Here is an 11,525-nt window from a genome sequence, read left to right on the forward strand (position 1 = left end):
AGCCGCGGCCCCCGCCCCGTTTTTCAGACTGCGCAGCCAGGAGGAAAAACCCGGCGTCAGCCCTTCAGAACTGCACCTGCTTCTCTAGCTTCAACACCTGCTTGATCTGACCAGCGGTCCAGGCGCTGCGCGCGGCATGCGGCGCGCACGCGTCCGGGTGGGTTTCGCTGGACAGCACGCGGAACATGCCCTGATAGGCCCAGCTGCTGGTGGTTTGCTTCAGGAACACCGGAATCGCGCCGCCCTGGCGCGCCAGCTGCTCACCGGCGGTGCGCTCCGGCGGGCAGGAGTTGCACAGGATCACATTGGGCGCGTCCGGGTTCAGATCCGGACGCAGGCAGGCGGCCACCACCTTGCCCTTCTTGCGCGGCAGATAGGAGTGCTTGTTGCCGCCGACCACGGCGTGGATTTCTTCACGGGTATAGCTTTTGCCCAGTTCGAACATGGATATCTCCATCACGTCAGCGCCTGCTCGCGCAACCCATTTGCGCGAATCAAGGCCGGACACGCAAGATAGCCAAAGCCGCTTAAAAATCTGCTAAAGCCGGAGCCTCCCGGCAGAAAATCGGCATCAACGCCGTTTACATCCCGCCACGCCGAACATCAGCCCGGCCCACAAATTTTCTTAATTCGGCCTGCGCGCCCTCGGCGATCAGCCAGCATCCGCTACAACCGACTCCAGTTCGGCCAGGCTTCGCGGGCGCACAGCGCGGCCGATTTCAACGCCGTCGCGCAGCAGAATGAAGGTGGGCCACAATTTCACCCGGAAAGCCCGCCCCAGCGGCTTCCCCTTTCCGTCCTCCAGCGCCAAATGGCGCAGCTGCGGCTGCGCGGCCAGCAACTGCGCCAGCAGCGGCTGCGCGCCCTGACAGTGCGGGCACCAGTCGACGCCGAACTCCAGCAACGTCAGGCCGCCCATCGCGGCCACCGCCTCCGGCGCGGGGTTGTCGGTCAGATAATGGCCCATATCTTGCTCCCAAATGAAAAACACCCGCTTACTGCGGGCGTCCCGAACGTGCGGATCAGACTGCGAGCTGGCCGCCCAACTTCAGCTTGCCCACCAACCAGGTGTGGTCGTAGCTGACAATCTCGAACGGGTTGCCAAAGGGGTCGACAAAAGACAAGGCGCAGAAGAAGCGGTGGTCCCGCACCGAGTCGCGGGCGATGCTCTGGCCTTCGCGGTTGGTGACGCGCTCGCCGGCCAACCGGTCTATCCACTCGACGAAATCCTGGCCGCCGACCACGAAGGCCACCGCGCCCTGCGAGCTGGGAACCGCGTCCGCGTCCTCGCCGATGGCCAGGCGCACGCTGCCGCTGGAGTTGACCAGCATGGCGGCGTTATGTTCGCCATCGGTCTTGTAACGGGTGTCCGGCGTCAGCGCCAGCACGCGTTGATACCATTTCAACGCCGCCGCGACGTCCCCGACGCGGATGTGGATGTGATCGATCTTGCCTAAGGTCAGCATGCCTACCTCTGAGTATGTGCGGTGGATGGGCGCCGGCCTGGACCGGCGCATTGGTTTTGTACGGCTATCGCGAAACACCCGGAGCAAGGCGACATCGAGCATTTTCAACTGCGCCTACTGGCGGTCGCGCTCGAGTAGTGGCGCCAGATAATGGCCGGTATGGCTGGCCGGATTAGCCGCCACCTGCTCCGGCGTACCGCTGGCGATGATCTGACCGCCGCCGGCGCCGCCCTCCGGCCCCAGGTCTATCAACCAGTCGGCGGTCTTGACCACATCCAGATTGTGCTCGATCACCACCACGGTGTTGCCGCTCTCGCGCAGGCGGTGCAGCACCTGCAGCAGCAGGTCGATATCGTGGAAATGCAGGCCGGTGGTGGGCTCATCCAGGATATACAGCGTTCGTCCGGTATCGCGCTTGGAGAGTTCCAGGCCCAGCTTGACCCGCTGCGCCTCGCCGCCGGACAGCGTGGTGGCGCTCTGCCCCAGCCGGATATAGCCCAAGCCCACATCCATCAGCGTTTTCAGCTTGCGCGCCACCGGCGGCACCACGGCGAAGAACTCCAGCGCCTGCTCCACCGTCATCTCCAGCACCTCGTGGATGCTCTTGCCCTTGTACTGCACCTCCAGCGTTTCGCGATTGTAGCGCTTGCCGTGGCAGACATCGCAAGGCACGTAGATATCGGGCAGGAAGTGCATCTCTACCTTGATCACGCCGTCGCCCTGGCAGGCCTCGCAGCGGCCGCCCTTGACGTTGAACGAGAAGCGCCCCGGCCCGTAGCCGCGCTCGCGCGCCAGCGGCACGCCAGCGAACAGCTCGCGGATCGGCGTGAACAGGCCGGTATAGGTGGCCGGATTCGAGCGCGGCGTGCGGCCGATCGGGCTCTGATCGACGTTGATCACCTTGTCCAGCTGCTCCAGTCCCTTCACCTCGCGGTAGGGGGACGGCTCCTCGCTGGCGCCGTTCAGATCGCGCGCAGCGATTTTGTACAGCGTGTCGTTGATCAGCGTGGACTTGCCGGAGCCGGACACCCCGGTGATACACACCAGACCGCCCAGCGGCAGGTCCAGCGTCACATCCTTCAGGTTGTTGCCGCTGGCGCCCACCAGTTGCAGCATCCGGTCTTGGCTCAGTTCGCGCCGGCCGCCCGGCATGGCGATCTTGCGCCGGCCGGACAGGAAGGCGCCGGTGACCGAGTTTTCGCTGGCCTCCACATCGGCCGGCGTGCCGGCCACCAGCACCTCGCCGCCATGCTCGCCGGCGCCCGGCCCCATGTCCACTAGGTAGTCGGCGGCGCGGATGGCGTCTTCATCGTGCTCCACCACGATCACGCTGTTGCCCAGGTCGCGCAGCCGCATCAGCGTGGACAGCAGGCGGTCGTTGTCGCGCTGGTGCAGGCCGATAGACGGCTCGTCCAGCACGTACATCACACCGGTGAGGCCGGAGCCGATCTGGCTGGCCAGCCGGATGCGCTGCGCCTCGCCGCCGGACAAGGTGTCCGCCGAACGCGAGAGGTTGAGGTAGTCCAGGCCGACGTTGTTGAGGAAGGACACCCGCTCGCTAATCTCCTTGACGATCTTCTCCGCCACCGCCTGCTTCTGACCGGAAAACTCCAGGCCCTCGAAGAAGGCCGCGGCGTCCTTCAGCGGCAGCTGGTTGATTTCATGCAGCGTGCGCTTGCCGATGAAGACATGGCGCGCCTCCAGCCGCAACCGCGAGCCGCTGCAGTGCGGGCAGGCCTGGTTGTTCTGGTACTTGGCCAGCTCCTCGCGCACCGCCATCGAGTCGGTTTCGCGGTAGCGGCGCTCCAGATTGGGAATGATGCCCTCAAAGGGATGGGCGCGGGTGAACTTGCTGCCCTTCTCCGACATATAGCTGAACTCGATGCTGTCGCGGCCGGAACCGTGCAGCACCACGTTGCGCACCTTCTCCGGCAGGTCTTCGAAGGACAGGTCGGTGACCGAGAAGCCGTAATGCTCGCCCAGCGCCAGCAGCATCTGGTAATAGAACTGGTTGCGCTGTCCCAGCCCTTGATCGCGCCGGAGGCCAGCGAAAGCTCAGGATGGGCCACCACCCGGCGCGGATCGAAGAAGGTGATCTCGCCCAGGCCGTCGCACTTGGGACAGGCGCCCATCGGGTTGTTGAAGCTGAACAGGCGCGGCTCAAGCTCCGGCAGGCTGTAGCTGCACACCGGGCAGGCGAACTTGGCGGAGAACCAGTGCTCCTTGCCGCTATCCATTTCCACCGCGATAGCGCGGCCCTCGGCGTGGCGCAGCGCGGTCTCGAAGCTTTCCGCCAGCCGCTGCTGCATGTCGGCGCGCACCTTGAGGCGGTCTATCACCACCTCGATGGTGTGCTTCTTGTTCTTGTCGAGCTTGGGCACCGCGTCCAGCTCGCACACTTCGCCATCGACGCGCACCCGCACGAAGCCCTGCGCCCGCAGGTCGTCGAACAGGTCCAGGTTTTCGCCCTTGCGGCCCATGATCACCGGCGCCAGGATCATCACCCGCGCCTCTTCCGGCAGCGCCAGCACATGGTCCACCATCTGGCTGACGGTCTGGCTGGACAGCGGCACGCCATGCTCCGGGCAGTGCGGATCGCCCACCCGCGCGAACAGCAGCCGCAGGTAGTCGTGGATTTCGGTGACGGTGCCGACGGTGGAGCGCGGGTTGTGGCTGGTCGCCTTCTGCTCGATGGAGATCGCCGGCGACAGGCCCTCGATCAGGTCCACATCGGGCTTTTCCATCAATTGCAGGAACTGGCGGGCGTAGGCCGACAGGCTTTCCACATAGCGGCGCTGGCCTTCCGCGTACAGCGTGTCGAAGGCCAGCGAGGACTTGCCGGAGCCGGACAGGCCGGTAATCACGATCAACTGGTTGCGCGGCAGGTCCAGATTGACGTTTTTCAGATTGTGGGTGCGGGCGCCACGGATACGGATGCTGTCCATAAGAAGCTGTTACTCACCGTCGGTCAGGGAACCTGTTAATATACCCGACTTAGCCGGGCAGGCTCCACCTGTCTTTGAGCTATTGCAAACAGACCCGCCCCGACCGCGCGCCGATGTTGCGCAGTCATCCGTTTGCCGGCGCGGTCGTTAAACATAATCAAGCAAACCAGACCACACACCGCATGAATGCCATCGAACTGCGGGCCAGCCTGGGGCTGGCCGGTATCTACGCCCTGCGCATGCTGGGCATGTTCCTGATCCTGCCCGTATTCGCCCTGTACGCCAATACTCTGCAAGGCGCCGGGAACCACACGCTGATCGGCATCGCGCTGGGCAGCTACGGCCTCACCCAAGCGCTGCTGCAGTTGCCGCTGGGCATGCTGTCCGACCGCATCGGCCGCAAGAAAGTGATCTACGGCGGGCTGCTGCTGTTCGCCATCGGCAGCTTCGTCGCCGCCGGCGCAACCGACATCACCACCCTCACCCTGGGCAGGGTGATCCAGGGCGCCGGCGCCATCTCCGCCGCCATCACCGCGCTGTTGGCCGACCTGACCCGCGAGGAAAACCGCACCAAGGCGATGGCGATGATAGGCATGTCGATAGGCACCACCTTCGCCGTCAGCCTGGTGGCCGGCCCGGTGCTGGCCAAATACATCGGCGTCAACGGCATTTTCGCCCTTACCGGCTTGTTGTCGCTGGCGGCGCTGATCGGCGTGTGGCTGATCATCCCCGATCCGTCGGTGTCGCGCTTCCACTCCGACACCGAAGCCAACACCAAGCGGCTGCCGGCGGTGCTGAAAAACAGCCAGCTGCTGCGCCTCAACTACGGCATCTTCGCATTGCACGCGGCGCAGATGGCGATGTTCGTCACCATCCCGTTCGCGCTGATCAAGACCGGCCATCTGGACAAGTCGCAGCACTGGCAGGTGTACCTGCCGGTAACAGTGATAGGCTTCATCCTGATGGTGCCGGCCATCATCTACGGCGAGAAAAAGGCGCGGCTCAAGCCTGTGTTCATCGGCGCCATCGCGTTGATGACCGCCGCCCAGCTGGGCATGGCGCTGGCGCTGGACAGCTTCTGGCAGATCGTCGGCTGGCTGTCGCTGTACTTCATCGCCTTCAACATCCTGGAAGCGACGCTGCCTTCGCTAATCTCCAAGATTGCGCCGGCCGACGCCAAGGGAACCGCGATAGGCGTGTACAACACCGCCCAATCGTTTGGCCTGTTCCTCGGCGCAGCTGCCGGCGGCTGGCTCTACGGCCATTACGGCCCGGCCGGCGTGTTCGGCTTCACCAGCCTGCTGATGCTGTCCTGGCTGATATGGTCTTTTGGCATGCAGCCGCCCAAGGCGGTGAGATCGGTGATGTACCATATAGGCGAGACGTGGCAGGGTAATGCCGACCTGCTGTCGCAACAGCTCGCCGGCATCGCCGGCGTCCACGAGGCGGTGGTGGTGAAGGAAGACCGGGTCGCCTACCTCAAGGTATCGCAGCAGCAGTGGGATGAAACCGAAGTGCGGCGGCTAATCGACGCTACCTTCTAGCTTTTCACCTCAGGCAAACGACCAAGGGCGGCCCCCGGCAACGGGGCCGCCCTTGCGCATTGCAGACGCCGCCGCTGGCCGCAACGTTTTTTTACACAGCCGCCATGCCATTCACACCCGATTTACACCCGATTCACACCGGCTTTCAATTTCGCCACAATATCCGGCATATTCGTCTATCGGCTTGCAATACAATGAGCTGCATCAAACCAGCAGCGAGAAAGCCAAGAGACGCGTCCGAGATCTACATCCAGAAGAGCGGCTCCATAAGAGAATCGACTGGTACAACTCGACCTACTTGCTGGCCAAATCGAAGCTCGGCGGCGACATCGACACGCAAGTCAGGCTATCCAATGCGCAACGACAGCTAAGAGGGGGAGGACATGAGAAAAGTGCTATTGGCGGCATGGCTCCCCTGCATCTGCACGGCATATGCCGGCGGCGGGAATGACATTGACTTCCACAATATAAACGAGCAAAAGCTCATCAAACTATTCCAAGAAAACAAAAACTCATCGCCCGGGCAGCGAATCAAAACCTTCTCAAGCCTTTTCCTGGGAAACGCCTACGCCTCCAACAGGTTGATAGGCTCGAACCATGCCAATGAAAAGCTGGTAGTGGATTTCGGCAAACTGGATTGCTTTACCTACCTGGACTATGTGGAGTCGCTGCGGCGCTCCGACAGCGTCCACAATTTCTTTGAAAATGTGATCCGCACCCGCTACGCAAAAGGAGAGGTAAGCTACCTGTCCAGAAAACACTTCTTCTCCGACTGGGTCAGCGGCAATCAACGCAATATAAAAGACGTAACAAGATCAGTCAGCCGCCAGGCCATGACCGAACAAAAAGAACTCAACCGAAAGAAAGATGGCAGCCCTTACATCATCGGACTGGAAGCGAAGCGCAGGGACATCAGCTACATCCCGGCAAACAAGATAGACGCCGACACGCTGGACATGTTGCGCGATGGCGATTACATAGGCATCTATACCAAAACGCCTGGACTGGATGTCACGCACACCGGGATTTTCATCCGCAAAAAGGATGGTCCCGTGTTTAGAAATGCCTCCTCCCTATCCAGAAATATGAAAGTCGTGGATTCGCCCTTCCTTGAGTATGTGAGAAAACAGCCCGGCATCGTTGTCTACCGGGCAGTGAATGAGACGCCATCCCAGAATCACGCGCAATCGACGGCCAGTTTCATCATTCATGCCGCCCGGCAAGCCACAAACCGCCAAAGCAAGGCCACGCAAAACACGGAAAAGGCAGCATGACAATCAGCGGCGGCCCCGGATCGTATCCGCCTGGCCAGCCAATCGCGCGACCCTGCGCCGGCGCTTGTTGCCGGCAACTGCCCGACATGGTCCGTTGTCCGACTCGCGCATGGCCCAGGCAATAAACAGGAGCGGCCTTCCACGCAAGAGGCCGTCCCGGTCCCCATGCCGCCACCTTCGGCGACTTATTTTTGCGGCTGCGCCGGCTCCGCCACATAAATCTCCACTCGGCGGTTCATCGCGCGGCCGGACACCGTGCCGTTGTCGGCCACAGGCTCGCGGGAACCGCGGCCGTCCACGCCGATGCGGTTGATGTCCACGCCGCGCGACGCCAGATAGCTCTGCGTCGCCTTGGCGCGGTTGACCGACAGCGGGTTGTTGATGGCGTCGGTGCCGGTGTTGTCGGTATGGCCGATGACGTTGACCGAAGTGACCGGGTTCTGCTGCAGCGTGCTGGCCAGCTTGTCCAGCACCGGTTTCAGGCTGGGCTTGAGCGCATAGCTGCCGGTGTCGAAAGAGGCGTCGCTGGGGATGTTGATCTTCAGGCGGTTGTCGGCCGTCTGGCTGACGCCGATGCCGGTGCCCTTGGTCGCTTGCTCCATCGCCTCCTTCTGCTTCTGCATGTGCTGCGACCACAGGTAACCGCTGCCGGCGCCGATCAGGCCGCCAAGGGCCGCGCCCGTGGCCGCGCTGCGCCCGCCGTGCCCGCCGGCGGTCAGCGCGCCGATCGCGGCGCCCAAGCCCGCGCCTATCGCCGCGCCTCCGCCCACGCCCTTCTGCGTGTCGCTCATATTGGCGCAACCGCCCAAGCCAGCCAGGCTCACCGCCGTCAGAGCGGCTACCAATGCATTCTTGTTCATGCGTTCATCCTTTCAAACAGTGCCAGACAGCGCACGGCCAAGCCAGTTCCCCATCGGCATGTCGGCCGCGCGAAAATACCCAGATTACAGCGCATCCCGCCTTTCTTCGCCAGTCAGGCGGCGAGCGCGACCAGCCGCGCGACAATCTCCCCATCGATACCAAAACGGCGGCTATTGCCGTGTATAATAGCGCCCGATCGTTCGGCCCGCGCCCGCTCGGCCGCCTTGCGGCCAACCTGGCCTTTCGACATGCAAGTCCTCTAGGCCGCCAGCCGGCTTGGATACCATCGCATGGGCTGATGGCGACCGCATGCGCCGCCATTGCCAGCGCAAGGCGGCGGCGCCTGCGTGGCGCAGGCCAAGCAGTTTGAACTTATCCGGAGAATTGAATGAACAGCATCACCTTTGACGGCCGCCTGGCCGCCGACGCCGAACTGCGTTACACCCCCAGCGGTGAGCCGGTACTGTCGTTCCGCGTAGCCAGCGACATCGGCTTCGGCGAGCGCAAGACCACCAACTGGTTCAGCTGCCAGGTGTGGGGCAAGCGCGGTGAATCGCTGAAGAACTACCTGGCCAAGGGCCAGCAGGTGACCGTGTACGGCCAGCTCACCCTGCGCGAATGGCAGGACAAGGACGGCAACAAGCGCGTGTCGCCGGATGTCCGCGTCAACGAACTGAGCCTGCAAGGCGGCAAGAGCGAAATGGCCGCCGGCTCCTCCGGCGGCATGGGCGGCGGCATGGACGACGGCTACGGCTACAACGCTCCGACCCAACGCCAGGAAGCCCCGGCGGCGCCGCGCCGCCAGGAGCCGAAGCCTGCTCCGCGCATGGATGATATGGACGACGATATTCCGTTCTAACCGGAACCACATGTTAGGTTGTTAAATTAGACTGGAAATACTCTGTGTAATCAGTAGATTGCACTTGGTTTTTCCGGTCTTTTTCTTTACGTCAAAAATTCACATCACCGGAAGTGCTGCTGTCGTAAATTCCTGTCATCTGACTCGACAAGAGATGCACGGTGACCAAGTTTTCCATTCGAGAAGTACGGATGCATCCGGTGAGCACATTCCCATGCTCGTGTCCGGCAGCCCCCTCGGACTGCCGGTTCCCCTCGCCGCCCGTTACGTCCTGACCCAGTTCCGTCCCAAGGGCCTGAAAGTCAGCAGCATCCGCCAACGGCTCTCCGCCTTAGACCCGCTAACAAAACCTGTCGATAAATCGCAGACAGATCAATGAGAAAGCCAGCTTGGGCAAAGCGTAATACGTATCCAGCCGTCGCTCAAAGCGGATGCGCAACTTGCCGAAGCCCGCTAGCCAAGAATGGGTACGTTCTACGACCCAACGGTGGCGACCCAGCCTCTCGCTGCTTTCCACTCCGCGACGGGCAATTCGCACCAAGATTTCGCGCCGGCTCAGGTGTTCACGGCAACGGCGGTAGTCGTAGCCTTTGTCTGCATGCGAGGGGGGCCGAATTTTTGTGTAACCGGGGTTGGGTTTAGACCTGAGGTAGCCGTTCCTCAAACTGGATGGTAAAGCGAGTCAAGGCCGCCTTCCAGTCTAGGAAGGGCCTCAGGAACGTCGTGTTTTTTGGTGCTCATGAGTCTCCAGACAAGATGACAGTTTCCTGCCAAAAGTCCGGTTACACAAAATTCTGTACACCCTCGTGTTGGATAGCACGGTGTCCTAGGTAATTCTGGGTTGCCCTCGTGTCTTGTCCATCGTTGGCTAGCTTGAACCCAGTCGCATGGCGCAACATGTGCGGGTGGACTGGAAAGGTGAGTCCGCCCTCGCGTCCAGCGCGACTTACGATTTTGCGGACGGCGTCAACGGTTATGGCGCCTTTCGCTCGGTGACAAGTACGTAGGCGGCCCGGACCCGGACCTGCCATCTTCAGCTTCCCACCTCCTCCGACAACGCCTGCGTCAACATAGGTTTCCCGACCGGATCCACGCCGTACAGTCGACCGCACACGTCTCGGATCAGGCTGAAGGATTTTGCATCCGACAATAATGAAAATGATCAACCGCGCCGCTGATGTGCAGATTGAGACGCGGCAGGCGCCGCCGCCACATTTCCGGACAGTTTCTGTCCTGGAAATAGCGGTTCGCCCATTCGACCATCGGCCCGCTGAAGCCATGCGGATCGAAATACACCTCCGCCCGGCTGCGCTGGACGTAATGGCACACCACCTCGTCTGGCTGCGCCAGATCCTCCAGCAAATGCGCCATCGCCGCATTTTCATTGGCCTCGGCGACCCTGCAGTAGCGCTCGATGACGTCAGACAGCTCATTCGCCGCATATCTCAGGCCTTTTCGCAAGCCGGCGCGGACCAGGACCGGCAACACCTCCTCGAGCTCGACTTGATCCAGCTCCATGGCCGCGATATCGGAAAAATCGCCGGCGCCATTCATCATCAGCAAATTGGCGTAGACCATCGCGTAGCGCAGCTTCCTGGTGTCGGCGTCGTTCTGATCGGTTCCCCGCCGTACAGATAAGGCGTGTCGAGCATGACGATGCTGCCGACCTGATGGTCGGCCAGTTGCAGCCGGCGGGCGACCTCATAGGCGATCAGACCGCCTTCCGAATATCCGCCAAGCTGGAATGGCACCCCGGCGTCCGGTCTGGCGGCCAGCAACAGATCGGCGTAGTACTGCGCCATCTCGCCCATATCGCTGATCGGCTGCTGATTGTCCCTGATGCCTCTGGACTGCACGCCGTAAACGGCAGATTCCTGCCCAGGCTTTGCGACAAGCCGATATAGGCCTGAACCGTCCCCATCGAGCCATGGAACCAGAAGGCCGGTGCCAGGCTGCCTCTGGATTGCAGCACTTCCAGCTCTTTCGGCTTCTTGCCCTTCTTCGGAGCCTGCCGCGCCTTTTGTCCACCCTCGACGACCCGCTCCGCCAGCATGGCGGCAAATTGCCCGATCGAGGCGCAGTTCAAGACATCGTCCAGGCTCAGATGGATGGAATATTGCGTTTCAAGCGCGTCTATCATCCTCATCAACAGCAGCGAATCGATTCCCAGATCGGCAATCGACGCCGCCGGGTCGATACTCCGCGCATCCTGCCTGGAATACGCAGCAATGACTTCGATGAACGCCGAATCGCCCCCGTGGCCGGCCGCCACCGGCTCCTCCGGCAGCGAGCGCCGCCCGAACGGATAGGTCGGCAGCCCCGCCAACCGCCGCCGCCCCCCGCCGTCATCCGCTCCGCCAGCTCGCCGCCCGCCACCCAGCGCGCCGCGCGCGCGCGCAAATCCTCGCCCTCACCAGCCGCCGCCCCGGGCCTACCCGTCGCGAACACGCCGCCGGCCGACAGATCCTCGTCCGCCCCCGCCGCCAGATACCGCGCCAGCGCCGCCGACGCCGCTTCACGGCTCGACGCCACCACCGCCAGCCGGCACGCCATCGCTTCCCGTCCGGTACGCAGCG

At 62.6% G+C, this 11,525-nt stretch carries 13 protein-coding genes and 3 pseudogenes; 4 read left to right on the forward strand and 12 right to left on the reverse strand.

Translation table 11 applies throughout. The features are described from left to right. Positions 1-64 precede the first annotated feature (64 nt). From BI344_RS11245 to uvrA, 4 genes and pseudogenes are all read right to left on the reverse strand, one after another. Positions 65-445, reverse strand: a complete 381-nt coding sequence (locus tag BI344_RS11245; RefSeq protein ID WP_071113041.1) for a hypothetical protein — start codon at positions 443-445, stop codon at positions 65-67. 207 nt (positions 446-652) lie between these two features. Beyond that, the gene (locus tag BI344_RS11250; protein WP_071113042.1) at positions 653-967 is read right to left on the reverse strand and encodes a thioredoxin family protein; all 315 of its coding nucleotides are present in this window, start codon (positions 965-967) and stop codon (positions 653-655) included. A gap of 55 nt (positions 968-1,022) precedes the next feature. Beyond that, positions 1,023-1,466, reverse strand: coding sequence for a VOC family protein (locus tag BI344_RS11255; RefSeq protein WP_071113043.1), 444 nt, complete (start codon positions 1,464-1,466; stop codon positions 1,023-1,025). Between the two features lie 114 nt (positions 1,467-1,580). Continuing rightward, a pseudogene (uvrA, locus tag BI344_RS11260) lies at positions 1,581-4,411 on the reverse strand (excinuclease ABC subunit UvrA). Positions 4,412-4,593: 182 nt separating this feature from the next. Between uvrA and BI344_RS11265 the strand changes: the two are divergent. From BI344_RS11265 to BI344_RS11270, 3 genes are read left to right on the forward strand one after another with little or no spacing between them, the layout of a single operon-like run. Next, complete coding sequence (locus BI344_RS11265) at positions 4,594-5,955, forward strand: MFS transporter (RefSeq protein WP_071113044.1); 1,362 nt, start codon at positions 4,594-4,596, stop codon at positions 5,953-5,955. Positions 5,956-6,007: 52 nt separating this feature from the next. Continuing rightward, entirely contained in the window at positions 6,008-6,406 is a 399-nt protein-coding gene (locus BI344_RS23875) for a hypothetical protein (RefSeq protein ID WP_139166969.1), read from the forward strand. After that, positions 6,339-7,229 carry a DUF1460 domain-containing protein gene (locus BI344_RS11270; protein ID WP_083370180.1) on the forward strand — a complete coding sequence of 297 codons (891 nt, stop codon included), beginning with the start codon at positions 6,339-6,341 and terminating at the stop codon, positions 7,227-7,229. Before BI344_RS23875 ends, BI344_RS11270 begins: the two co-directional genes overlap by 68 nt. 185 nt (positions 7,230-7,414) lie before the next feature. Here BI344_RS11270 and BI344_RS11275 read toward each other — a convergent pair whose 3' ends face one another. Then, positions 7,415-8,089, reverse strand: a complete 675-nt coding sequence (locus BI344_RS11275; protein ID WP_071113046.1) for a YiaD family glycine zipper/OmpA-like lipoprotein — start codon at positions 8,087-8,089, stop codon at positions 7,415-7,417. Between the two features lie 113 nt (positions 8,090-8,202). Then, positions 8,203-8,340: a hypothetical protein gene (locus BI344_RS24385; protein ID WP_158020797.1), complete on the reverse strand. Its 138-nt coding sequence runs from the start codon at positions 8,338-8,340 to the stop codon at positions 8,203-8,205. A gap of 138 nt (positions 8,341-8,478) precedes the next feature. On the opposite strand from BI344_RS24385, the gene BI344_RS11280 reads away from it, so the two are divergent. Next, positions 8,479-8,949, forward strand: a complete 471-nt coding sequence (locus tag BI344_RS11280) for a single-stranded DNA-binding protein (protein WP_071113047.1) — start codon at positions 8,479-8,481, stop codon at positions 8,947-8,949. 340 nt (positions 8,950-9,289) lie between these two features. On the opposite strand, the pseudogene BI344_RS22925 reads toward BI344_RS11280, so the two are convergent. The 6 genes and pseudogenes from BI344_RS22925 to BI344_RS26130 all read right to left on the reverse strand — a co-directional run. Beyond that, positions 9,290-9,550 (reverse strand): annotated as a pseudogene (locus BI344_RS22925) (transposase); the annotation flags it as partial. 181 nt (positions 9,551-9,731) lie between these two features. Continuing rightward, positions 9,732-9,980 (reverse strand): tyrosine-type recombinase/integrase, encoded by a 249-nt coding sequence (locus BI344_RS26120; RefSeq protein ID WP_420912605.1) that lies wholly within the window; start codon positions 9,978-9,980, stop codon positions 9,732-9,734. 91 nt (positions 9,981-10,071) lie between these two features. Continuing rightward, positions 10,072-10,527 (reverse strand): hypothetical protein, encoded by a 456-nt coding sequence (locus BI344_RS25220; RefSeq protein WP_071113049.1) that lies wholly within the window; start codon positions 10,525-10,527, stop codon positions 10,072-10,074. After that, on the reverse strand, positions 10,506-11,066 hold the full coding sequence (locus tag BI344_RS11295) for a thioesterase domain-containing protein (protein WP_083370182.1): 561 nt from the start codon (positions 11,064-11,066) through the stop codon (positions 10,506-10,508). The genes BI344_RS25220 and BI344_RS11295 overlap by 22 nt, the downstream gene beginning before the upstream one ends. Further along, positions 11,009-11,176 (reverse strand): annotated as a pseudogene (locus BI344_RS26125) (acyl carrier protein); the annotation flags it as partial. The gene BI344_RS11295 and the pseudogene BI344_RS26125, both read right to left, overlap by 58 nt. Beyond that, a complete protein-coding gene (locus tag BI344_RS26130) occupies positions 11,095-11,523 on the reverse strand; it encodes a KS-MAT linker domain-containing protein (protein ID WP_420912606.1) in 429 nt (142 codons plus the stop codon). The gene BI344_RS26130 and the pseudogene BI344_RS26125, both read right to left, overlap by 82 nt. Positions 11,524-11,525 lie beyond the last annotated feature (2 nt).

The organism is Chromobacterium sphagni (assembly GCF_001855555.1).
GTDB classification, from domain to species: domain Bacteria; phylum Pseudomonadota; class Gammaproteobacteria; order Burkholderiales; family Chromobacteriaceae; genus Chromobacterium; species Chromobacterium sphagni.